The sequence below is a fragment of the Pseudonocardia humida genome (assembly GCF_023898865.1).
Lineage (GTDB): Bacteria > Actinomycetota > Actinomycetes > Mycobacteriales > Pseudonocardiaceae > Pseudonocardia > Pseudonocardia humida.
The window spans coordinates 152,655-175,161 of the sequence record NZ_JAGSOV010000039.1 but is presented as its reverse complement, the minus strand read 5'-3'; the positions used below and the strand labels follow the sequence as shown (position 1 = coordinate 175,161).

23 protein-coding genes and 1 pseudogene are annotated in these 22,507 nt (G+C 74.1%); 15 read left to right on the top strand and 9 right to left on the bottom strand.

Annotated elements, in window-relative coordinates:
- Positions 1 to 4: 4 nt before the first annotated feature.
- The 3 genes from KDL28_RS18925 to KDL28_RS18915 form a co-directional block, all read right to left on the bottom strand.
- A complete protein-coding gene (locus KDL28_RS18925) occupies positions 5 to 1,120 on the bottom strand; it encodes a branched-chain amino acid aminotransferase (RefSeq protein ID WP_252440470.1) in 1,116 nt (371 codons plus the stop codon).
- A gap of 62 nt (positions 1,121 to 1,182) precedes the next feature.
- Positions 1,183 to 2,292: a glycine cleavage system aminomethyltransferase GcvT gene (gcvT, locus tag KDL28_RS18920; protein WP_252440468.1), complete on the bottom strand. Its 1,110-nt coding sequence runs from the start codon at positions 2,290 to 2,292 to the stop codon at positions 1,183 to 1,185.
- Between the two features lie 34 nt (positions 2,293 to 2,326).
- Entirely contained in the window at positions 2,327 to 2,758 is a 432-nt protein-coding gene (locus KDL28_RS18915) for an SRPBCC family protein (protein ID WP_252440466.1), read from the bottom strand.
- Positions 2,759 to 2,782: 24 nt separating this feature from the next.
- Here KDL28_RS18915 and KDL28_RS18910 point away from each other — a divergent pair, with 24 nt between their 5' ends.
- Positions 2,783 to 3,328: a TetR/AcrR family transcriptional regulator gene (locus tag KDL28_RS18910; protein WP_252440464.1), complete on the top strand. Its 546-nt coding sequence runs from the start codon at positions 2,783 to 2,785 to the stop codon at positions 3,326 to 3,328.
- Between the two features lie 24 nt (positions 3,329 to 3,352).
- Here KDL28_RS18910 and KDL28_RS18905 read toward each other — a convergent pair whose 3' ends face one another.
- The gene (locus tag KDL28_RS18905) at positions 3,353 to 4,615 is read right to left on the bottom strand and encodes an APC family permease (protein WP_252440462.1); all 1,263 of its coding nucleotides are present in this window, start codon (positions 4,613 to 4,615) and stop codon (positions 3,353 to 3,355) included.
- Positions 4,616 to 4,743: 128 nt separating this feature from the next.
- On the opposite strand from KDL28_RS18905, the gene KDL28_RS18900 reads away from it, so the two are divergent.
- Complete coding sequence (locus tag KDL28_RS18900) at positions 4,744 to 6,267, top strand: leucyl aminopeptidase (protein WP_372497010.1); 1,524 nt, start codon at positions 4,744 to 4,746, stop codon at positions 6,265 to 6,267.
- Between the two features lie 116 nt (positions 6,268 to 6,383).
- On the opposite strand, the gene KDL28_RS18895 is transcribed toward KDL28_RS18900, so the two are convergent.
- Entirely contained in the window at positions 6,384 to 6,734 is a 351-nt protein-coding gene (locus KDL28_RS18895; protein WP_252440460.1) for an oxidoreductase, read from the bottom strand.
- Between the two features lie 191 nt (positions 6,735 to 6,925).
- Here KDL28_RS18895 and lpdA point away from each other — a divergent pair, with 191 nt between their 5' ends.
- From lpdA to KDL28_RS18870, 5 genes are all read left to right on the top strand, one after another.
- A complete protein-coding gene (lpdA, locus tag KDL28_RS18890; RefSeq protein WP_252440458.1) occupies positions 6,926 to 8,320 on the top strand; it encodes a dihydrolipoyl dehydrogenase in 1,395 nt (464 codons plus the stop codon).
- An 81-nt stretch (positions 8,321 to 8,401) separates the two neighbouring features.
- Complete coding sequence (gene sucB / locus KDL28_RS18885) at positions 8,402 to 10,264, top strand: 2-oxoglutarate dehydrogenase, E2 component, dihydrolipoamide succinyltransferase (protein WP_252440456.1); 1,863 nt, start codon at positions 8,402 to 8,404, stop codon at positions 10,262 to 10,264.
- 96 nt (positions 10,265 to 10,360) lie between these two features.
- The gene (locus tag KDL28_RS18880; protein ID WP_252440454.1) at positions 10,361 to 11,251 is read left to right on the top strand and encodes a TIGR01777 family oxidoreductase; all 891 of its coding nucleotides are present in this window, start codon (positions 10,361 to 10,363) and stop codon (positions 11,249 to 11,251) included.
- Between the two features lie 73 nt (positions 11,252 to 11,324).
- Positions 11,325 to 11,456 (top strand): FAD-binding protein, encoded by a 132-nt coding sequence (locus KDL28_RS18875; protein ID WP_252440452.1) that lies wholly within the window; start codon positions 11,325 to 11,327, stop codon positions 11,454 to 11,456.
- Positions 11,457 to 11,654: 198 nt separating this feature from the next.
- Entirely contained in the window at positions 11,655 to 11,780 is a 126-nt protein-coding gene (locus KDL28_RS18870) for an FAD-dependent oxidoreductase (RefSeq protein ID WP_252440450.1), read from the top strand.
- Between the two features lie 31 nt (positions 11,781 to 11,811).
- On the opposite strand, the gene lipB is transcribed toward KDL28_RS18870, so the two are convergent.
- Entirely contained in the window at positions 11,812 to 12,561 is a 750-nt protein-coding gene (gene lipB / locus KDL28_RS18865; RefSeq protein ID WP_252440448.1) for a lipoyl(octanoyl) transferase LipB, read from the bottom strand.
- A gap of 78 nt (positions 12,562 to 12,639) precedes the next feature.
- Between lipB and KDL28_RS18860 the strand changes: the two genes are divergently transcribed.
- Positions 12,640 to 13,770, top strand: a complete 1,131-nt coding sequence (locus KDL28_RS18860) for a serine hydrolase (protein WP_252440446.1) — start codon at positions 12,640 to 12,642, stop codon at positions 13,768 to 13,770.
- A gap of 21 nt (positions 13,771 to 13,791) precedes the next feature.
- Positions 13,792 to 14,274 (top strand): ArsR/SmtB family transcription factor, encoded by a 483-nt coding sequence (locus tag KDL28_RS18855; RefSeq protein ID WP_252440444.1) that lies wholly within the window; start codon positions 13,792 to 13,794, stop codon positions 14,272 to 14,274.
- A gap of 11 nt (positions 14,275 to 14,285) precedes the next feature.
- Here the strand turns inward: KDL28_RS18855 and KDL28_RS18850 are convergent, their stop codons facing one another.
- Positions 14,286 to 15,221 carry an LLM class F420-dependent oxidoreductase gene (locus KDL28_RS18850; protein ID WP_252440442.1) on the bottom strand — a complete coding sequence of 312 codons (936 nt, stop codon included), beginning with the start codon at positions 15,219 to 15,221 and terminating at the stop codon, positions 14,286 to 14,288.
- Positions 15,222 to 15,245: 24 nt separating this feature from the next.
- Between KDL28_RS18850 and KDL28_RS18845 the strand changes: the two genes are divergently transcribed.
- The 3 genes from KDL28_RS18845 (at position 15,246) to KDL28_RS18835 (ending at position 17,528) form a co-directional block, all read left to right on the top strand.
- On the top strand, positions 15,246 to 15,674 hold the full coding sequence (locus tag KDL28_RS18845; protein WP_252440440.1) for an SDR family NAD(P)-dependent oxidoreductase: 429 nt from the start codon (positions 15,246 to 15,248) through the stop codon (positions 15,672 to 15,674).
- 35 nt (positions 15,675 to 15,709) lie between these two features.
- Positions 15,710 to 16,711, top strand: coding sequence for a lipoyl synthase (gene lipA, locus KDL28_RS18840; protein WP_252440438.1), 1,002 nt, complete (start codon positions 15,710 to 15,712; stop codon positions 16,709 to 16,711).
- 112 nt (positions 16,712 to 16,823) lie between these two features.
- Positions 16,824 to 17,528: a DUF4191 domain-containing protein gene (locus tag KDL28_RS18835; RefSeq protein ID WP_252440498.1), complete on the top strand. Its 705-nt coding sequence runs from the start codon at positions 16,824 to 16,826 to the stop codon at positions 17,526 to 17,528.
- A gap of 31 nt (positions 17,529 to 17,559) precedes the next feature.
- On the opposite strand, the gene KDL28_RS18830 is transcribed toward KDL28_RS18835, so the two are convergent.
- A complete protein-coding gene (locus KDL28_RS18830; RefSeq protein ID WP_252440436.1) occupies positions 17,560 to 17,997 on the bottom strand; it encodes an RDD family protein in 438 nt (145 codons plus the stop codon).
- 165 nt (positions 17,998 to 18,162) lie between these two features.
- Between KDL28_RS18830 and glnA the strand changes: the two genes are divergently transcribed.
- The 3 genes and pseudogenes from glnA (at position 18,163) to KDL28_RS18815 (ending at position 21,930) form a co-directional block, all read left to right on the top strand.
- Positions 18,163 to 19,584, top strand: a complete 1,422-nt coding sequence (gene glnA, locus KDL28_RS18825) for a type I glutamate--ammonia ligase (RefSeq protein WP_252440434.1) — start codon at positions 18,163 to 18,165, stop codon at positions 19,582 to 19,584.
- A gap of 316 nt (positions 19,585 to 19,900) precedes the next feature.
- Positions 19,901 to 20,216: pseudogene (locus KDL28_RS18820) on the top strand (transposase); the annotation flags it as partial.
- A 100-nt stretch (positions 20,217 to 20,316) separates the two neighbouring features.
- Positions 20,317 to 21,930 carry an amidohydrolase gene (locus KDL28_RS18815; RefSeq protein WP_252440432.1) on the top strand — a complete coding sequence of 538 codons (1,614 nt, stop codon included), beginning with the start codon at positions 20,317 to 20,319 and terminating at the stop codon, positions 21,928 to 21,930.
- 246 nt (positions 21,931 to 22,176) lie between these two features.
- Here KDL28_RS18815 and KDL28_RS18810 read toward each other — a convergent pair whose 3' ends face one another.
- Positions 22,177 to 22,413, bottom strand: a complete 237-nt coding sequence (locus tag KDL28_RS18810) for a dihydroxy-acid dehydratase domain-containing protein (RefSeq protein WP_252440496.1) — start codon at positions 22,411 to 22,413, stop codon at positions 22,177 to 22,179.
- Positions 22,414 to 22,507 lie beyond the last annotated feature (94 nt).

Below are 22,507 nucleotides of genomic sequence, written 5' to 3'. Positions count from 1 at the left end.
GGGGTCAGGCGGGGACGAGGGTGCGCATCCAGGAGTGCGTGTCGGGAGCGGAGCCGCGCTGGATGGCGGTCAGCAGCTCGCGCAGCCGCGCCGTCACCGGGCCGGTCGTGCCGTCGCCCACGACGACCTCACCCTCGTTGTGCTTGACCCGCGCGACCGGTGTGATCACCGCGGCCGTGCCGCAGGCGAACACCTCGGTGATCCGGCCGTCGGCGCAGCCCTGCAGCCACTCCTGGGCCGAGATCCGCCGCTCGGTGACCTGGCAGCCCAGCTCCTTGGCCAGCACGAGCAGCGAGTCGCGGGTGATGCCGGCCAGGATGCTGCCCGAGAGCTCCGGGGTGACGACCTCCACGGTGTCGCCGGGACCGTCGCCGGAGCCCAGGACGTAGAACAGGTTCATCCCGCCCATCTCCTCGACCCACTTGCGCTCGGCCGCGTCGAGGTAGGCGACCTGCTGGCAGCCGTGCTCGGCCGCCTGGGCCTGCGGCAGCAGGGACGCCGCGTAGTTGCCGCCGCACTTGGCGGTGCCGGTGCCGCCGGGGGCGGCGCGCGTGTAGTCGGTGCACAGCCACACGTCGACCGGCTTCACCCCACCCGGGAAGTACGCGCCCGCCGGGGAGGCGATGAGCAGGTACAGGTACTCCGAGGAGGGCTTCACCCCGAGGCCGACCTCGGTGGCGATGAGGAACGGGCGCAGGTACATCGACTCCTCGCCGCCGGCCGGGGGCATCCAGGCCCGGTCGACGGTGAGCAGCTCGGACAGCGAGCCCAGGAACAGCTCGTCGGGCAGCTGCGGCATGCCCAGCCGCACCGCCGACGACCGGAAGCGCGCCGCGTTCTCCCCCGGGCGGAACGAGGCCACCGAGCCGTCGGGCTGCTGGTAGGCCTTGAGCCCCTCGAAGATCTCCTGGCCGTAGTGCAGGACCGCGGTGGCCGGGTCGAGAGCGATGGGGCCGTAGGGCACCACCGCCGGGTCGTGCCAGCCCCGGCCCTCGCTCCAGGTGATGGTGACCATGTGGTCGGTGAAGTACCGGCCGAACCCGGGCTCGGCCACGATCTCCGCGCGCCGGGCCGCCGGCACCGGGGAGGGATGGGGCGTCCGGGAGAACTGCGCGCTCATGGCCTGAACGGTACCCGGGAGGGCAACAGTCGGACGTCCCAGCAAGCCCGGGAGCGGCGCGCTCAGCGCACGTGGGACGGCACGAACGGCGGCTTGACCACGGTGCACGCCAGCTCGCGGCCCCGCACGTCGACCACCACCTGGTCGTCGACGCCCACGCCCGCGTCGGTGTCGACCAGCGCCAGCGCGATCCCGGTGCGCAGCGTCGGCGAGAACGTGCCCGACGTGGTCACCCCGACCCGCTTGCCGTCGACCAGCACGTCCATCCCGGCCCGGGGCACCCCGCGGCCGGTGGCGCGCAGGCCGCGCAGCCGCCGCGCCGGACCGGCCGCCTTCTCCGCGAGCAGCGCCTCGCGCCCCCAGAACGCCGGTTTGGTCCAGCCGACCGCCCAGCTGCTGCCGGCCTGCAGCGGGGAGATCGCGGTGGTCAGCTCCTGGCCGTGCAGCGGGTAGCCCATCTCGGTGCGCAGCGTGTCGCGCGCGGCCAGCCCGGCCGGGCGCCCACCCACCCGCTGCGCTCCGGCCAGCAGCGCGTCCCACACCTCGCCCGCGCGGGCGGCCGGCAGGATGAGCTCGTAGCCGCGCTCACCGGTGTAGCCGGTGCGGCACACCCAGAGGTCGTCGGCGATCGTGAAGGACATGTAGTCCAGCGCCTCGACGGCGGCCCTGCCGTTGATGGGGCCGAGCAGGTCGCCGACCAGCTCCGCGGAGCGCGGGCCCTGCACGGCGAGCACGGCGAGGTCACGGTGGAGGTCGAGCACCTCCACGCCGGCCGGGGCCTCGGCGCGCAGCCGCCGGGCCACCTCGCCCGCGTTGGCCGCGTTCGGCATGGCCAGCACGTCGTCGGGGTCGACCAGGTAGGCGATGACGTCGTCGACGACGCCGCCGGTGTCGGTGCAGGCCAGGTTGTACTGCGCCTGGCCGGGCCCGATCCGGCCCATGTCCGCCGAGAAGCACCGGTCGACGAACGCCGCCGCGCCCGGCCCGGTGATCGACAGCTTGCCCAGGTGGCTGACGTCGAACACGCCGACGGCGGTGCGCACCGCGGTGTGCTCGGCGACGGTGCCGTCGGGGTAGGACAGCGGCATCGACCACCCGCCGAAGCCGCCCAGGGTCGCCCCCAGCGCGGTGTGCCGGTCGTGCAGGGGGCTGGTCAGCAGGTCGGACTCCACGGGCGGGGACGCTACTGCCCCCGCCGCCCGCCCGTCAGCGGGTGGCGCCGCCGGTCACCCGGGCGGCCAGGCCGTCGCCCTCCCAGCGCAGGTAGCGCCGGGTGAGCCCGCGGGTCAGCCGGGCGATGACCGCGCCGACCGGCCCGTGCTGGACCAGCCGCAGGGTGACCTCGGTGCCGCCGGGCACGGGGCGGGCCCAGTGCTCGCCCAGGGTGCGCACCCCGGGCCCGCGCGACTCCCAGGTGAACCCGCGCTCCGCGTCGAGCTCGGTGACCGTCCAGGTGACGGTGGGCAGCTTCGGCTGGGACACCACGACCCGGCTGCCCACGGCCAACGGGCCCCGGTCGAGCAGGCGGACCGAGCGGATCGACGGCGTCCACTCCGGCCAGCGCTCGACGTCGAGGATCACCGGGACCACCGCGGACGGGTCGGCCTGCGCCGTGACGACGTACTCCTCATGTACCACGCGGTACACCGTACCATCCGGTACATGAGCGCCCGGGACGATCTGCTCGCCGCGGCCGTGGCGCACGTGACCGAGCACGGCGTCGGCGAGATCAGCCTGCGGGCGCTGGCCGCCGAGCTGGGCACCAGCCACCGCATGCTCATCTACCACTTCGGCTCGCGCGAGGGCCTGCTCGTCGAGGTCGTGCGGGCCGTGGAGCGCCGCCAGCGCGCGCGGCTGGCCGACCTCATGGCCGATCCCGACCTGACGCCCCAGGAGCAGGCCCGGCGGTTCTGGGACGACCTGGTCGACCCCGCGCAGTGGCCGGCCGAGCGGCTGTTCTTCGAGCTCTACGGCCAGGCCCTGCAGGGCAGGGAGCACGCCGCGCCGCTGCTGGACGGCATCGTGACCGACTGGCTCGACCCGCTCACCGAGCTCGCCGTGCGCGCGGGCACCCCCCGCGACGAGGCCCGCGCCCGGGTCCGCCTCGACCTGGCCGTGACCCGCGGCCTGCTGCTCGACCTGCTGGCCACCGGCGACGTCGACGGCGTGCGCGCCGCCGCCGAAGCCCACCTCCGGACTCGTGCGTGAGCTTCCCGGTCGGAGCCGGGGAACTCACGCACGACCCCAGCGAGGGCGCAGCAGGGTCACCGCGGTCCACCCCACGGCCAGCGCCGCGGTGGTCGCGAGCACCGGCACCGGGGGCAGCAGCACGGCCAGGCCCAGGCACAGCACCAGCCCCAACCACGCCGTCCAGCGCGGCCAGCGCCGCGCCTCGGCCGGCAGCCGCAGCGCCGCGAGGTTGATCACCGCGTAGTAGACGAGCACCGAGCAGGCCGAGAGCGCGATCGCGGCCGCCGGGCCGGTCAGCACGGTCAGCGCCACCGCCACCAGCCCGCCGACGGCGTCGGCCCGGTACGGCGTGCCGCGCCGCCCGATCCGGCCCAGCCAGGCCGGGAGGTCGCCGCGGCGGGCCATCGCCACCCCGGTGCGGCTCACCCCGACCAGCACCGACAGCAGCGCCGACCCGGCCGCGACGGCCGCGCCCACCCGCACCAGCACGCCCAGCGCGTTGGCCCCGTTGGTGTCCACCAGCACCACCAGCGGCGAGGGCTCCACGGCCAGCCGCGCGCTCCCCAGCCCCACCAGCAGGGCGACGGCCACCAGCACGTAGGTGGCCAGCGCGATGCCCAGCGCGAGCCCGATGGCCCGGCGCAGCGTGCGCCCGGGGTCGACGACCTCACCGGCCAGCGTGGCGATCCGGGCGTAGCCGGCGAACGCGAAGAAGACCAGCCCGGCCGCGGTGAGCACCCCGAGCACGCTCGGCTCGCCGACGCCGGGCGGGGGTTCGACCGCCGGGGCGACCGACGCGTCGGGCCCCGGCCCGAACAGCCCGACCACGACCACCGCCAGCAGCACCACCAGCGTGCCGCCGACCAGCGTGTAGGCCCCGCGGGCCGTCCAGCGCACGCCGGCGCTGTTCAGCACGCTGACCACCACGACGGCCGGGATGGCCGCGGTCAGCGGCTGGGAGGGCAGCACGTACCCGCCGAACACCCCGGCCGCCGCGGCGGCCGAGGAGAGCTTGCCGACCACGAACGCGACCCCGGCCAGCCGTCCCGCGCCAGGGGACAGGCGCTCGTGGCCGTAGACGTAGCCGCCCCCGCTCTCCGGGTGGGCGACCGCGAGGTCGGCCGTGGAGGCCGCGTTGCAGGTGGCGACGACGGCCGCCAGCAGCACCGAGAGCAGCAGCCACGGCCCGGCCGCTGCCGCGGCGGGCGTCCAGACCGCGAACACGCCGGTGCCCAGCATGGCGGCCAGCCCCAGCACCACGGCGTCCGCCGTGCCCAGGCGGCGCAGCGGCGCTCCGGACGTCATCGGACCAGGGTGGCAGGCGAACCTGCTCGATCCGGCCGCACCGGGGTGTCATTAGCATTTCAAAGCGATCTCGCGGTGCTCCCGACCGCGCCAGCCCCACCCACCCGACCGATTGTGAGATGGCCGCCGTGTCCGCCCCTGAGTCCCAGACCGCGTCCACCGAGGTGCTGCTCGGCACCGGATCGCCCGCCACCGCGACCGCCGACGCGGTCGTCGTCGGGCTGCTCCCGGCAGGCACCGGCGAGCCGCCCGCGCTCGCCCCGGGCGCCGACGAGGTCGCTGCGGCCTTCGACGGCGAGCTGCCCGCCCTGCTGGCCCTGGCCGGCGCCACCGGCAAGGCCGACGAGGTGACGAAGATCCCCACCCGGGGCACGCTGAGCGCCCCGCTGCTGGTCGCGGTGGGCCTCGGCAAGCCGGAGGACGGCGACGTCCCCACGGCCGAGCAGGTGCGGCGGGCCTCCGGTGCCGCCGCCCGCGCCCTGACCGGCACCGGCCACGCCGCCAGCGCGCTCGGCCGGATCGACCTGGGCGCGGCGGCCGAGGGCACCCTGCTGGGGGCCTACGCGTTCCGCGAGTACCGCACCAACGGCGGCGCCCGCCCGCCCGTGGGCCGGGTCGAGTTCCTCTTCGACGTCGTGGACGACCTGCAGGAGCGGCAGCTGCGCCGGGCGGCCGCCGTGGGCCGGGCCGTGGGCCGCGCCCGCGACCTGGTCAACACCCCGCCCAACGACCTGTTCCCGGAGAGCTTCGCCGCCCGCGCCGCCGCCCTCGCCGAGGCCGCGGGCGTGCAGGTCGAGGTGCTCGACGACGCCGCCCTGGCCGAGGGCGGCTTCGGCGGCGTGCTCGGGGTCGGCCAGGGGTCCTCGCGCAAGCCGCGCCTGGTCCGGCTCACCTGGTCCGGCGGCGACGCCCCGCGCAAGAAGGTCGCGCTGGTCGGCAAGGGCATCACCTTCGACACCGGCGGTATCTCGATCAAGCCGGCCGCCGGCATGGACCACATGACCTCGGACATGAGCGGCGCCGCCGCGGTCGTCGCCACCACCGTGCTGGCCGCCGAGCTCGACCTGCCCGTCGCGGTCACCGCGACCGTGCCGATGGCCGAGAACATGCCCAGCGCCACCGCCTACCGCCCCGGCGACGTGCTGCGGATGTACGGCGGCAAGACCGTCGAGGTACTCAACACCGACGCCGAGGGCAGGCTGATCCTGGCCGACGCCATCGTCCGCGCCGCCGAGGACTCCCCCGACTACCTCGTCGAGACCTCCACCCTCACCGGCGCCCAGCAGGTCGCCCTGGGAATGCGCACCGCCGGGGTGATGGGCAGCGACGAGTTCCGCGACCGGGTCGCCGCCCTCGCCCGCGCCACCGGCGAGGACGGCTGGGCGATGCCGCTGCCCGGCCACATGCGCGCCGAGCTCGACTCCCGCGTCGCCGACATCGCGAACGTGACCGGGGCGCGGTGGGGCGGGATGCTCGTGGCCGGGGCGTTCCTGCGCGAGTTCGTGCCCGACGGGCTGCCGTGGGCGCACATCGACATCGCCGGGCCGGCGTTCCACGCCGGCGGGCCGTACGGGTACACGGTCAAGGGCGGCACCGGCGTGCCGGTGCGCACGCTGCTCGCGGTGCTGGAGGACGTCGCCGAGAACGGCTGACGCCCGGCGCGGTCCGGAGCGCCGGAAAGGTGGGCGCGAACATGAACCCTATGGGGCTCGGGACGGCCGATGGGCCCCATCGGGTTCATGTCGCGCTCGGGTGATCCCGGGGAGGCTCAGCCCTCCCCCAGCGCCCGCCGCCGCTCCCGCTCGCGCAGGACCTTCTCCCGCGCGTCGTGGTCGCGCATCCGCTGCGGGTACCCCACGAGCTGCACGTCGTAGACCGGGATCGCCAGCGACCGCGCCAGCTTGCGCGCGGCGTCGGGACCGCCGATCCGCCGCCGGGTGTGGTCGCCGTCCTTGTCGACCAGCAGCATCGTCGTCTCGGTCACCGCGGTGCGCGGCTCGACGAACGCCTCGACGCCCTCGTGCGCGGCGACCCACGCCCGCAGGTGGGCCTCGTCGTCGCGCCCGCTCGCGCGCAGCGTTCCCGGGCGCCCGCGGCGCAACCTGTCCAGCAGCCCCATGACCGCCACCTCCCTGCCCGCACAACGCGTCCGGCCCCGGATTTTCTCCCCGAACGGACCAGCCCCCGCGCCCGCGCCCGGCAGGTGACAAGATGACCGCAGGCGGCGTCACCTGCCGCACCTGCTCCGCAGCCGGACAGCCCAGCCCCGACCGCGCCGCAGGCGACAGCGATCGGTGAGGGAGTACACACGTGCCCGAGCACAACGCGGACCTGGTGATCCTCGGTGGGGGGTCGGGCGGGTACGCCTGCGCCCTGCGCGCCGCGGAGCTGGGGATGTCCGTGGTGCTGGTGGAACGCGACAAGCTCGGGGGCACCTGCCTGCACTCGGGCTGCATCCCGACCAAGGCCATGCTGCACGCCGCCGAGGTCGCCGACGCCGCCCGCGACGGCGACAAGATCGGCGTGAAGAGCTCGCTGGCCGGGATCGACATGGCCGGCGTCAACGCCTACAAGGACGGCGTGGTCTCCAAGCTCTACAAGGGGCTGCAGGGGCTGGTGAAGTCCCGCAAGATCGAGCTCGTGCAGGGCTCCGGGCGGTTCGAGGGCCCGACGACCGTGGTCGTCGACGGCGAGGACGGCACCGACCGCTACGTCGGCGGCAAGGTCGTGCTGGCCACCGGCAGCTACTCGCGCACCCTGCCCGGCCTGGACATCGGCGGGCGGATCATCACCAGCAACGAGGCCATCCGCCTCGACCACGTCCCCGACCGGATCGTCGTCCTGGGCGGCGGGGTGATCGGCGTGGAGTTCGCCAGCGTGTTCGCCAGCTTCGGCTCGCAGGTCACCATCGTCGAGGCGCTGCCGCGGCTGGTGCCCGCCGAGGACGAGTTCGCCTCCAAGCTGCTCGAGCGCGCCTTCCGCCGGCGCCGGATCGCCTTCAAGACCGGGGTGAAGTTCACCGGGGCACGCCAGAGCGACGACGCGGTGACGGTGTCGCTGGAGTCCGGCGAGGAGCTGGAGGCCGACCTCCTGCTGGTGGCCGTCGGCCGCGGGCCGAACACCGCGGGCCTGGGCTACGAGGAGGCCGGTGTCGAGATCGAGCGCGGCTTCGTGCGCACCGACGAGCGGCTGCGCACCAACCTGCCCGATGTCTACGCCGTCGGCGACATCGTGCCCGGTCTGCAGCTGGCCCACCGCGGCTTCGCGCAGGGCATCTTCGTCGCCGAGGAGATCGCCGGGCTGAACCCGCCGGTGATCGACGAGGCGGGCATCCCCCGGGTCACCTACTGCGAGCCCGAGGTGGCCTCGGTCGGGCTCACCGAGGCGCAGGCCAAGGAGCGCTACGGCGAGGTCCAGACCCTGACCTACGACCTGGCCGGCAACGGCAAGTCCCAGATCCTGCAGACCCAGGGCGCGATCAAGCTGGTCAAGTCCGGCGCCGAGGGCACCCCGGGGCCGGTCGTGGGAATCCACATGGTCGGCGCGCGCGTCGGCGAGCTGATCGGGGAGGCCCAGCTGGTCTACAACTGGGACGCCCAGGCCGAGGACGTGGCCGCGCTGGTGCACGCCCACCCCACCCAGAACGAGGCGTTCGGCGAGGCCCACCTGGCCCTGGCCGGCAAGCCGCTGCACAGCCACAGCTGACAGGTCCGCTGGCAGCACGGAAATCCAAGCACGGAACCCAGCAGACCCCGCGACCGCACGACAGAGGAGCTCCGACCAGCCATGGCCTTCACCGTCCAGATGCCGGCGCTCGGTGAGAGCGTCACCGAGGGCACCGTCACCCGCTGGCTCAAGCAGGAGGGCGACCAGGTCGAGGTCGACGAGCCCCTGCTGGAGGTCTCGACCGACAAGGTCGACACCGAGATCCCCTCCCCCGCGGCGGGCGTGCTGCAGCGGATCGTCGCGGCCGAGGACGAGACGGTCGAGGTCGGCGGCGACCTCGCCGTCATCGGCGACGGCGACGCGAGCGCCTCCGACGACGGGGGGTCCGACGAGTCGACCACCGAGTCCGCCACCGAGGAGGCCGACGCGCCCGCCGAGGAGGAGGACCCGGGCGAGGACGCGCCCGAGCACCCCAACCGGGCCGACGAGCCCGCGTCCGACGAGCCCGACGAGGCTCCCCGGGCGGCCACCAAGCCGACCGGTTCGGGCACCGCGGTGACGATGCCCGAGCTGGGCGAGAGCGTCACCGAGGGCACCGTCACCCGCTGGCTCAAGCAGGTCGGCGACAGCGTCGAGGTCGACGAGCCGCTGCTGGAGGTCTCCACCGACAAGGTCGACACCGAGATCCCCTCGCCGGTCGCGGGCACTCTGCTCGAGATCGTGGCCGACGAGGACGACACCGTCGACGTCGGCGGTCGGCTGGCGGTCATCGGCGACGCCGACGCCGACGCCCAGCCCGAGTCGGAGCCCGAGCCGGAGCCCGAGCCGGAGGCGAAGTCGGCCCCCGCCGAGGACAAGGCGCCGCAGAAGGCCCCCGAGAAGCCCGCCGAGAAGGCGCCGGCGCAGAGCACGAACGGCCAGGCCGACGAGGCCACCGCCGAGGCCGCGGGCCAGTCGGCGGGCACGTCGGCGGGGGGCGAGTCGGCGGGCGAGGGCGAGGAGCGCTCCGGCGGAGCCCCCTACGTGACGCCGCTGGTGCGCAAGCTCGCCTCCGAGCACGGCGTCGACCTGTCCGCGATCACCGGGACCGGGGTCGGCGGGCGCATCCGCAAGCAGGACGTGCTCGCCGCGGCCGAGTCCGCCCGCGAGCCGGAGCCCGAGCCGGAGCCCAGCGCCCCGGCCGCGGCCTCCGCGCCGTCGGCGCCGTCCTCGGCGCCCAAGGCCCCCGCCGCGGTGGCCAAGCCCAACCCGGACGGCCCGCAGCCGGGCACCACGGTCAAGATGCCGCGGTTGCGCCAGGTGATCGCCCAGCGGATGACCGAGTCGCTGCGCGTCTCCGCCCAGCTGACCACCGTCCAGGAGGTCGACCTCACCCGCGTCGCCAAGCTGCGGGCCAGGGCGAAGGCCGAGTTCGAGCGCCGCGAGGGCGTCAAGCTCACCTACCTGCCGTTCTTCGCCAAGGCCACGGTGGAGGCGCTCAAGGCCTTCCCGCAGGTCAACTCGTCCATCCACGAGGACGGCAAGCAGGTCACCTACCACGGCAACGTGCACCTGGCGATCGCCGTGGACACCCCCCGCGGCCTGCTCGTCCCGGTGATCAAGAACGCCGAGGACCTGAGCATCGTGGGCCTGGCCAAGCGGATCGCCGACGTCGCGGCCCGCACCCGGGCCAACAAGATCGGGCCCGACGAGCTGTCCGGCGGCACGTTCACGATCACCAACATCGGCAGTGCCGGCGCCCTGTTCGACACCCCGATCATCAACCAGCCCCAGGTCGCCATCCTGGGCACCGGGTCGATCACCAAGCAGCCCGCGGTGATCTCCGGGCCGGACGGCGAGGACGTCATCGCGATCCGGTCCCTGTGCTTCCTGCCGCTGACCTACGACCACCGCATCGTCGACGGCGCCGACGCGGGCCGCTTCGTCTCGGCGATCAAGGCGCGGCTCGAGGAAGGCGCCTTCGAGGGCGAGCTCGGGCTGTAGCCTCGTGCGGACGCGCCCGCCCGTGCGGCGGGCGCGTCCGTGTGAGCATCGTCGGCCCGAGTCGCGACCACCCGCGCGGTTGGGGAGGATCACGCTGTGCGCGTAGTCGTGGCCGGGTCGTCCGGTCTGATCGGAACAGCCCTCGTCGCCCACCTGCGGCAGGCGGGGCACGAGGTGCTGCGGCTGGTGCGGCGGGCGCCCGCCGCGCCGGACGAGCGCGGCTGGGACCCGCCGGCCGGGCGGTTCGACGCCGGCACGTTCGACGGCGTCGACGCGGTGGTCAACCTCAACGGCGTCGGCATCGGCGACCGCCCGTGGAGCGGCGCGCGCAAGCAGCAGATCCGCGACAGCCGCAACGTCCCCACCGAGGTGCTGGCCACCGCGGTGGCCGAGCACGGGGTGCCCGCCCTGCTGTCGGCCTCGGGCATCAACTACTACGGCGACACCGGCGACCGGGAGGTCGACGAGTCGGCCCCGGCGGGGACCGGTTTCCTGGCCGAGGTCTGCCAGGACTGGGAGGCCGCGACCAAGCCCGCCGTCGCCGGGGGCGCCCGGGTCGTGCTGCTGCGCAGCGGGCCGGTGCTCTCCCCGTCGGGCGGCATCCTGAGTCGGCTGCGGCCGCTGTTCACGGTGATGCTGGGCGGACGGATCGGCAGCGGCGAGCAGTACTTCCCGTGGATCTCCCTGGACGACGAGATCGGCGCCATCGGCTTCCTGCTGGAGGAGGACCGGTTCGCCGGGCCGGTCAACCTGGTGGGCCCCGAGCAGGCCACCAACGCCCGGTTCACCCGGGCGCTGTCCGCCGCCGTCGGCCGGCCCGCGCCGTTCGTGGTGCCCGCCTTCGCGCTGCGCGCCGTGCTCGGGCAGATGGCCGAGGAGATGATCCTCACCGGGCCCCGGGCCCGGCCGGGCGTGCTGCTCGACGGCGGCTTCCAGTTCCGCCACAACGGCATCGACGAGGCGCTCTCGGCCGCCGTCGGCTCGTGAGCGAGCTCGCGAGCGAACCGTTCGACACAGCAGCCCTGCTCGCGCGGCCGCCGTGCGTCAGCGAGGTGGCAGCGTGAGCGCCCACGACGCGATCGTCGTCGGGGCGGGGCTGGCCGGCCTGCGGGCGGCGGCGCTGCTGTGCCGGCGCGGGCTGGACGTGGTGCTGGACGCCACCGGCGCCCGGTGGCCAACACGGTGGTGCTGACCGCGGCCGCGCCCGGCTACTCCCCCGACGGCCGGGCGCTGGTGTCCTCGACGGTGCTCGGCGACGCCGACGCGGTGCCCGAGCCCGTCGTGCGCCGGGAGCTGGCCCGCCTCTACGGCGTCCCCACCGACGGCTGGCGGCACCTGCACACCGCGGCCGTCCCCCCCCGCCCTGCCCGCGTTCCCGGCCGGGCGGCCGGTGCGCGGCCCGGTCGCCCTCGGCGACGGCCTGTTCGTCGCGGGCGACCACCGCGACACCCCGTCCACGCAGGGCGCGCTGGTCAGCGGCCGGCGGGCCGCCGAAGCCGTGCTCGCCGCCCGCTAGCTCCCCCGGGATCCCGTCGAGAGGGGGACGGTCAGCTCAGGGCGGGGTGCAGGCGCAGGTCGAGGCCGGCCGGCGTGGCCGGCGTGGCCACCGGGTGCTCGCTCACGGCGAGGCGGCCGTCGAGGGCGTCGAGGACCGCGGTGGACGTGGCGTCGAGGACCTCGGCCACCGGCACCGGGCGGCCCAGCTCGGCCGACAGCGAGGTGACCCCGGCGTCGGTGATCCCGCACGGCACGATCCGGTCGAAGGCGGCCAGGTCGGGCTCGCAGTTGAGGGCGAAGCCGTGCAGCGTCACCCCGCCCTGCACACGCACCCCGATCGCGGCGACCTTGCGCTCGGGGCGGGTGGCGTCGGCGGGCAGCCACACCCCGCTGCGCCCCTCGACCCGGCCGGCCGCGGTGACGCCGAGCCCGGCCACGACCGCGATCAGGGCCTCCTCCAGCCGGCGCACGAAGTCGACCACGTCGAGCGGCGCGGCCAGGGCCACGATCGGGTAGCCGACCAGCTGACCGGGGCCGTGCCAGGTGATCCGGCCGCCGCGGTCGACGTCGACGACGGGGGTGCCGTCGGTGGGGCGGTCCTCGGGCTGGGTGCGCTTGCCCGCGGTGTAGACCGACGGGTGCTCCAGCAGCATCAGCACGTCCGGGCCGGTGCCGTCGCGGCGGGCGGCGGCGTGGGCGCGTTGGGCGTCCCAGGCGGCGAGGTAGTCGACGGTGCCGAGCCGGTCGACCCGGACGGGGTCGGGACCGCGGCGGCAGGACCGGTGCTCACCCGTGCTCATGGTGCTCACGCTACGCCCCGCCCCGACGCGCGCCATCGGCTATAGTTTTCCGTAATTCCGATATTACGGAGGTTCGACATGCCGCTCTCCCGCCGCCGGCTGCTCGGTCTGTCCGCCGCCCTCGGGCTCACCGCGGCCTGCGCCCCCGCCGCACCGGCGGCCACGCCCCCGAGCGCCGGCCCACCGCCTCCGCTGGACGGACCGGACGCGCTGGTCGACTGGATCGCCGCGCAGCCGGACCGGGCCTCCCTCCTGGTCGACGACGGCCGCGGCACGGTCATCGAGCACCTCGCGGACCGTCCGCGCCCGGTCGCCTCCGCGAACAAGGTCGTGCACCTGGTCGCCTACGCGCAGGCGGTCGCCTCCGGCCGGCTGGACCCGGACGGGCCGGTGCCGGTCGCGGCATGGGACTCCTGGTACGTGCCGGCGCTGGGGACCGACACCCACCCCGCCGCCCTGCAGGCCCTCGGCGCCACCCCGCAGGGCACGGTGACCTGGGACGGGATCGCCGCGGTGATGATCGACCTGAGCGACAACGCCGCCGCCGACCTGCTGCGCGCCGAGCTCGGCGACGACGCCCTTGTCGCCGCGGCCGCCGCGACCGGGTGGAGCCCGGTCGAGCTGCCCTGCTTCGCCGGCGAGCAGCTGGTGTTCGACGCCGTGCCACCGGGCGCCGACCGGCGGGTCGCGGCGCTGGAGGCCGGCCGCGCCTACGCCGCCGACCCCGCCCGGCGCGCCGCCTTCGCCGCGACCCTGCGGGAGGCCGCGGCCGCGGTCCCGTCCGCCGACCCGACCGCCGGTCTCGACGAGGCCACCCAGCGCAACGTCCTGCGCTGGTGGGACGGCTCCCCCGTGGCCACCGTGCGGCAGTTGGCCGGGGTGCACCGGGCCGCCGCCACCGACGCTCTGGGCCCGGAGGTGTCGAGCACCGTGCGGCGGCACCTGGAGCGAGGACTGGCCGGCCTCCTGCCCGACGGGGTGGTCGGCGCCGGGCAGAAGGGCGGCGACTACGCCGGCCTCAGCACCAACGCGGTCACCTTCCGACGCGCCGACGGCACGCTGGGGGTGTCGGTGCTCAGCCTGTCCGGGATGGACTGGCAGCCCTACCAGGAGGCCGCGGCGTCGGTCGCCCCGCTGGTGCTCAGCCAGCAGGTGCTGCTGGACGCGGGCCTGCGCGACCGGCTCCGCGCCGCCGTGGGCGGGTCCTGACGCGCCGGGCATGCTGCACCGGTGACCGACGACCCCGCTGTGCTCGATCGGCTGACCGCGCTGGAGCGCCGCGTCGACGCGCTGGAAGGCGCCCGGTCGGCGCCGGTCGAGGCCGCCGAGCCGGCGACCGCGGCCGGCGTCGTGCACTACTCCGGCGAGGTGCACCTGCACGGCGATGTCACCTGGTCCATCGACTACGGCGCCGCCGGCGCGCTGGACCTCGACGACGAGCCGCGGCTGGCGGTGCTGGCCGCGCTCGGCCACCCCGCCCGGGTCCGGATCGTGCGCGCGCTGCTGTCCGGCGGGCCCAGTGGCACCGGGCCGCTGCAGGAGGCCGCGGGGCTGGCCTCGACCGGCCAGCTCTACCACCACCTGCGCTCGCTCACCCACAGCGGCCTGGTCGAGCAGGACGCCCGGGGTTCCTACCGGATCGCCGGACGGGCCGTGGTGCCGACGCTGGTGCTGCTCGTCGCGGCCGCCGACGTCGCGGGCCAGCTGCGCTGAGCGGCGGCCCCTCAGCCCAGCTGGGGCGCCACCTCGGCGGCGATCAGCTCGACCTGGTCGAGGTCGGCGAGGTCGAGCAGCTGGAGGTAGACGCGGGTGGCGCCGGTGCGCTCCCGCCACTGCCCGAGCCGGTCGACGACCTCGGCGGGGGTTCCGGCCAGGCCCTGCTCCCGCACCTCGGAAGCCTCGCGCCCGATGGTCACCGCGCGCCGGGCGACCTCGGCGTCGTCGCGGCCGACGCAGATCACCTGGGCGAACGAGTGGACCAGCTCGCCGGGGTCGCGGCCGATGGCCTTGCAGGCCGCGTCGACCCGGTCGAACTGCTCGGCGACCGCGTCGGGCGGGGAGAAGGCGCAGTTGAACTCGTCGGCGAACCGGGCGGCCAGCTCCGGGGTGCGGCGCTTGCCGTGCCCGCCGACGATCACCGGCGGCCGCGGCCGCTGCACGGGCTTGGGCAGGGCGGGCGAATCCTCGACGGTGTAGTGCGCGCCGGAGAACCCGTACCGCTCGCCGGGCAGCGTGCCCCACAGCCCGGTGACGACCTCGAGCTGCTCGGCCAGCCGGTCGAAGCGCTCCCTGAGCTCCGGGAACGGGATGCCGTAGGCGGCGTGCTCGCGCTCGTACCACCCGGCGCCCAGGCCGAGCTCGACCCGACCCCGCGACATCTGGTCGACCTGCGCCACCGCGATCGCCAGCGGCCCGGGCAGCCGGAAGGTGGCCGAGTTGACCAGGGTGCCCAGCCGGATGCGCTCGGTGTCGCGGGCGAGCCCGGCCAGCGTGATCCAGGCGTCGGTGGGGCCGGGCTCGCCGGAGGCGCTGCCCATCACCAGGTAGTGGTCGGACCGGAAGAAGGCGTCGTAGCCGGCCGCCTCGGCCGTCCGGGCGACCTTGAGCAGGTCGTCGTAGCTGGCCCCCTGCTGGGGCTCGGTGAAGATCCGCAGGTCCACCGCTCGACCGTAGGCCATCACGCCGTGTGGCCACCGCCGCGGGCGGCGCCCACGTGGTCGAAGCCGGCCGACCCGCTGTTCGCCACCGAGCTCGACCGCAGGCTGCGCGCCGCGGGCGCGGACGTGATCTCCGTCGCGGCGCACCCCGGCCTGACCGACACCGAACTGCTCGGCAACTCCGTGCGCCGGCGCAGCACCCGGCTCGCGCCGCTGGCCGGCGCGGTCAGCCTGCTGATCTCCCAGCCGCTGCGGGTCGGGGTGCTGCCCCAGCTGTACGCGGCGACCGCACCGCAGGTCAGGGGCGGTGACCACGTCGGGCCGGGCGCGTTCGGCGAGACCCGCGGCCACCCGGGCCCGGCGCGCCGATCGCCGCAGCCCCTGGACGTCGCGCTGGCCGTCCGGCTGCGGGACGCGACGGCGGCGGCCACCGGCGTCGCGCCGGATCCGGCCTGAGGCCCCGGACGGGCCCGCGGCGTAGCCTTGCCGTCGTGACGATCGCACCCGAAGGTCGCAAGCTGCTGCGCCTCGAGGTCCGCAACAGCGAGACCCCGATCGAGCGCAAGCCCCCGTGGATCCGCACCACGGCCCGCACCGGCCCGCAGTACACCGAGCTGAAGTCGCTGGTGCGCTCCGGCGGCCTGCACACCGTCTGCGAAGAGGCCGGCTGCCCCAACATCTACGAGTGCTGGGAGGACCGCGAGGCCACCTTCCTCATCGGCGGCGAGCAGTGCACCCGCCGCTGCGACTTCTGCCAGATCGACACCGGCAAGCCCGCCGATCTCGACCGCGACGAGCCCCGCCGGGTCGCCGAGTCGGTGCAGCAGATGGGCCTGCGCTACTCCACCGTCACCGGCGTCGCCCGCGACGACCTGCCCGACGGCGGCGCCTGGCTCTACGCCGAGACCGTCCGCCAGATCCACGCGCTCAACCCCGGCACCGGCGTCGAGCTGCTGATCCCGGACTTCAACTCCCGCGACGACCAGCTCGCCGAGGTCTTCGGCTCCCGGCCAGAGGTGCTCGCGCACAACCTGGAGACCGTGCCGCGGATCTTCCGCCGCATCCGCCCCGCGTTCCGCTACGAGCGCTCGCTGGAGGTCATCACCAAGGCCCGTGCGGCCGGGCTGGTGACCAAGTCCAACCTGATCCTGGGCATGGGCGAGACCCCCGACGAGGTCACCGCCGCGCTGCGCGACCTGCACGGGGCCGGCTGCGAGATCATCACGATCACCCAGTACCTGCGCCCGTCCAAGCGCCACCACCCCGTGGAGCGCTGGGTCAAGCCCGAGGAGTTCGTCGAGCACGCCGACGCCGCGACCGCGATGGGCTTCGCCGGCGTGATGGCCGGCCCGCTCGTGCGGTCCTCCTACCGGGCCGGGCGCCTCTACGCCCAGACCGTCCTGCGCCGCGGCGAGGAGCTGCCCGAGGGCCTGGAGCACCTCGCCGCCGAGGGCACCGCGGCCCAGGAGGCGAGCGCCCTGCTCACCCGCTGACCGCGGGACGCGCTCCACCAGGCCGGAGAAGTATCCTGGCCGCGTGGCGGGTGGGAAGCCGGACAAAGCGGCGAAGGACAAGACGGCGGCCAAGGTCGCCGAGAGCAAGGCTGTGCAGAAGGAGGCCCGCAAGGCCAAGCGCGCCGAGTCGAAGGCCCGGCGACGCCAGATCTGGGAAGCCTTCAAGATGCAGCGCCGCGAGGACAAGGCGCTCATCCCCTGGATGGTCGGCGTCTTCCTGGCCTCGGTGCTGGTCGTCTTCGGCATCGGCTGGCTGCTGGGCATCGAGTGGTTCCTGCTGCCCATCGGCATCGCCGTCGGCGTCCTGGCCGCGATCAGCGTGTTCGGCAGGCGGGTGCAGACCTCGGTCTACAGCAAGGCCGACGGCCAGCCGGGGGCCGCGGGCTGGGCCCTGGACAACATGCGCGGGCGCTGGCGGGTGACCGCGGGCGTCGCCGGCACCACCCACCTCGACGCCGTGCACCGCGTGATCGGCCGCCCGGGCATCATCCTGGTCGCCGAGGGCGCCCCGCACCGGGTGAAGAGCCTGCTGGCCCAGGAGAAGAAGCGCACCGCGCGCGTCGCGGGCAGCATGCCGATCTACGACGTGATCGTCGGCAACGACGAGGGCCAGGTCCCGCTGCGCAAGCTGCAGCGCCACCTGATGAAGCTGCCGCGCAACATCTCCCCCAAGGAGATGGACACCATCGAGGCCCGGCTGAGCGCGCTCGGCTCGCGGGCCGCGGCGTTGCCCAAGGGCCCGATGCCCGCCGGGGCGAAGATGCGCAGCGTGCAGCGGACCGTCCGCCGCCGCTGACCCCGGCGCCCGGACGGGTCGGCCGGCCCGGTCAGTCGCGGGTGCGCACGACGATCGTCCGGGCCGCCTTGTCCTGCCAGCCGCGGCCGTCCTCGTCGCGCAGCAGCGGCGGCACCACGACCGCGATCAGCGCGGTGCGCAGCGCCGCGCGCGGCACCCCGATGACCACCGCCGAGTCGATCGAGGCGACCCGGATGCCGACCGCCGTCATGCCCGCGCTCGACCCGAACACCGCCACGGGCACCGCGGTGAGCACGAACCACACCCCGAGCACCCACCAGTTGAACCCCGGGGCGGTCAGCGCGTCGGAGCCCACGAACAGCGCCGCGACCAGCATCGCGAGCGCCCAGTCGATGGCGAGCGCGGCCAGGCGCCTGCCGAACCCGGCCACCGAGCTGACCCCGTTCTCGGGCAACCCGAACCGGCGTCCGGGGTAGTCGTTCGCGGCATCGCGGGCAGACCCGGGCATTCAGCGCTCCTCCGGACGGCTCATGCTCCCCAGGGTAGGCCGTGTGGGCCGTCACTCCCCGCTGACGAGGCAGTTAACGTCTGTGAAACCGGTGGGAGACCGACGGGCAACACGCCGGTCCTAGCGTCGCGCCAAGCTACGCGTCGATCGAAGGAGCCAGTGAGGGTGTTCAGCAACTCCGAAGAGATCCTGAAGTACATCTCGGACGAGAAGGTCGAGTACGTCGATGTCCGGTTCTGCGACCTTCCGGGCACGATGCAGCACCTCACCGTCCCCGCCACCACCGCGGCCGACATCCTCGAGGACGGCGTCGCCTTCGACGGGTCGTCCGTCCGCGGCTTCCAGGCCATCAACGAGTCGGACATGGCGCTGTTCCCGGATGCCGCCACGGCTCGCCTGGACCCGTTCCGCAAGCACAAGACGCTCAACATCAACTTCTTCGTGCACGACCCGATCACCGGCGAGCCCTACAGCCGCGACCCGCGCAACGTCGCGCGCAAGGCCGAGGAGTACCTCGCCGCCTCCGGCGTCGCCGACACCTGCTACTTCGGTGCCGAGGCCGAGTTCTACATCTTCGACTCGGTGCGCTTCGGCTCGGAGCCGCACGAGCAGTTCAGCCACATCGACTCCGTCGAGGGCTGGTGGAACACCGGCCGCGACGAGCCGGGCGGCAACCTCGGCTACAAGGTCGCCTACAAGGGCGGCTACTTCCCGGTGCCGCCGGTCGACCACTACGCCGACCTGCGCGACGACATGGTCTCCAACCTGACCAACGCCGGCTTCCAGATCGAGCGCGGCCACCACGAGGTGGGCACCGCGGGCCAGGCCGAGATCAACTACAAGTTCAACACGCTGCTGCACGCGGCCGACGACATCCAGCTGTTCAAGTACATCGTCAAGAACACCGCCTGGCACGCCGGCAAGACCGTCACCTTCATGCCGAAGCCCCTCTTCGGCGACAACGGCTCGGGCATGCACGCCCACCAGTCGCTGTGGAAGGACGGCGCGCCGCTGTTCCACGACGAGGCCGGCTACGGCGGCCTGTCGGACCTGGCGCGCTACTACATCGGCGGCCTGCTGCACCACGCGCCGAGCCTGCTGGCCTTCACCAACCCGACGGTGAACTCCTACCACCGCCTGGTGCCGGGCTTCGAGGCCCCGGTGAACCTGGTCTACTCCGCGCGCAACCGCTCGGCCTGCATCCGGATCCCGCTGTCGGGCAACAACCCCAAGGCCAAGCGCCTGGAGTTCCGCTGCCCCGACTCCTCGGGCAACCCGTACCTGGCGTTCGCGGCGATGATGATGGCCGGCATGGACGGCATCAAGAACAAGATCGAGCCGCCGGCCCCGGTCGACAAGGACCTCTACGAGCTCCCGCCCGAGGAGGCCAAGGACATCGCCCAGGTGCCCAGCAGCCTGCCCGCGGTCATCGACCGGCTCGAGTCCGACCACGACTACCTGCTCGAGGGCGGGGTGTTCACGCCAGACCTGATCGAGACCTGGATCGAGCTCAAGCGCACCAACGAGATCGACCCGCTGCGCCTGCGCCCGCACCCGTACGAGTTCGCGCTGTACTACGACGTCTGATCCTGGGCGTTTCGTGACCTGCTGAGGGCCACCCGAAACGGCGGTTGACCTGCGGAGACGTCTTCCAACGTCTTCCAGCGTCAACCGCCGTTTTCCGTGCTCTCGTGTACCAGGGGTGTACCAGAACGTCCGAAGTAGACTTCTGATCGATCATGGCACCGCGACCGGCCTTCGCTGAAGACAACTGCACCGTCAGACCTTCGACCTCGTCCTGAAGCGGTGATGCGCGAGCGGGCACCGACTCGAGGCTCAACCCGGCCGTCGGTCGCGAGACGACCGGTTGGCTGATAAACCATGAGCCAGCACGGCGAGTGGGGACGCGATCCTCTACGTGGTGCGCACCGGCTGCTCCTGGCGCCAACTGCCGAAGGACTTTCCGCCCTGGGAGACGGTGTACTGGTACTTCTCCCGGTGGGAGGACGTCAAGGTCACCGAGGAGATCCTGGCCGCGGTCCGCGAACAGCTCCGGGTCGCCGAGGCCGCGACCCCGAGCCCAGCGCCGGGTTGGTGGACTCCCAGACGGTCAAGGGCGCCGACACCGTCGGCGCCGACAGCCGCGGCACGACGCCGGGAAGAAGATCAACGGCCGGAAGCGGTTCATCGTCACCGACACCCTCGGCCTACTGATCACGTTTCCCGGGGACGAGCCCATCCGACGACGATCTGTTCCGTCTGAAGGGAACGACCATGCCGACAGGGAAACCAGCGGATCTACTGGTAAGCGGAGCCGTGGTGCACACCCTCAACCCCGCCCGGCCCCGTGCCGAGGCCTTCGGCGTCCGCGGAGGGGAGATCATCGCGGTCGGGTCGGCCGCTGAGCTGGCCAACCTCAGCGGCCCCGGGACCGCGGTCGTCGACCTCGACGGTGCCGTCGTCCTTCCCGGCCTCATGGATGTCCATAACCACCATGCCGCTGCGGGCGAGGCGGACCTGCACCGGCTGCAGTTCCCGCCGACCGCGTCAGTGGAGGAGATCCTGGCTTCCGTGCGGGATCGCGTGCGCGCCCGGCCCGACGAGGCATGGGTTGTCGGGGGGACCTGGGGGTCGACCCTGCTCGACCGGCTCGCCGACCCCGCCTCCCTCGATGCCCTGGACAAGGCGTCCTTCGGCCGTCCGGTTCTGCTCACCGACGACAGCCACCACAACAGGTGGGCCAATACCGCGGCGATGCGCCTCGCCGGTGTCCTCGGCCTCGCCGGTGACCCGGCGGGCGGGCACATCGTCCGCGGACAGGACGGAGCGCCCACCGGCCTGCTGTTCGAGGCGGCCGGGGCGATGGTGGAGAAGGCGCGGGTGGACAGCCTCGATCCTGACGTCGAGTGGCACGCTCGCAACAGCGAGCGCGCGGTGGAGATACTGCATTCGTTCGGCGTCACCGCGTTCCAAGACGCCGGGGTGTCCCTGGAGCTGCTGGCAGCCCTGCAGCGGCTCGACGAGCAGGGCCGGCTGAACGCCTGGGTCGTCTCGTCCATGCTGATCAACGACATCATCCTGGGGATGGACGTCGTGGGCGAGGAGTTGCTGGCCCAGGGCGAGCGGTTCCGGACCCGCCACCACCGCCCGGACTTCGCCAAGATCTTCCTTGACGGCGTCCCGACCACGCTGACCGGTGCGTTCCTCGATCCGTACCTGCCCGACGAGACTCACGGCGCGTGCCACCGAGGGCAGACGACCATGTCGGTCGGGGAGCTGGCGGGATGGCTGCGCCGGGCCGGCGAGCTGGGCGTCGGGCTCAAGGTGCACTGCACCGGGGACGCCTCCGCGCGGATGGTGCTCGACGTGGTGGCCGAGGCCAGGGCCGAGGGCCTCCAGGTGCCGACGGTGCAGATCGCGCACGGGCAGTTCCTGCACCCGGACGACGTGCCCCGGTTCGGCGAGCTGGGCGTCGTCAACGACATGTCCCCGGCCCTGTGGTTCCCCGGGGTCATCGTCGATGCCCTTCGCGCGGTGCTGCCCGAGCCGCGGGCCAGCCGGATGCAGCCGGTTCGCAGCCTGCTCGACAGCGGGGCGCTGGTCGCCGGGGGGTCGGATTGGCCGGTGGCCCCCTCGCCCGATCCGTGGACCGGCATCGCCGGGCTGGTCACCCGGCGGGACCCTACCGGGCAGTTCGCGGGCGAGCTGTGGCCCGAACAGGCGATCGGGGTCACCGAGGCGATCGCGGCCTACACGACCGGCGCGGCCCGGGCGATGGGCCTGTCCGGCGTTACCGGCAGCCTGACTCCCGGACTGTCCGCCGACTTCGTCGTCCTGGACCGGGACCCCTTCGCGGTGCCGACCGAGGAACTCGGGGCCACCACTACCCTGCAGACCTGGTTCGCCGGACGGCGCGTCTTCACTCGCGGCTGACCCGGCGCGAGCAGTGCGTCGGCGCGGCCCGGAGCTGGTTCGGCACCAGCCCGCGCCCCATCGAGGCGCACTGCGGGCGGGCCGGGCGAATGGCCACCCCGTCACCTTTCTTGATCAAGCCCGGCGAGGGGTTGCGGGGCCACGGCATGACTTGTCGCCTCTGTCGGTGATGACCTGGGGTGTTGTCACCGTGGTCAAGGGCGCCAACGACCGCTGATGGAGATCTGACCCGCGAGCGTGGTCTGCTCATAACGCGGCTGCCGGCGCGGGTGTCCGGATCGGCGAGAACGGAGCGTCCGCGCGGCGGGTCGAGTCCGCATCGGGGACGTCGAGGTTGAGCGTCGGGTCGCGCACGCTCACTGCTATCTGCCCGTCGCCACCACAGACGAGCCGCAGCGGACCGTCGCTGGCCTCCGGTGCCACGTGCAGCACGACGATGCCGAACGCGGTCCCGCTCATCCGCGCGTCGGACAGCCGCACCATGTCGATCACGCGATGTGTGACTCAGCGCGGTAGCCGGGCCCATACGGGCTTGCCGTCCTCGTGGAGATCGATGCCCCACCGCGACGCCAACGCG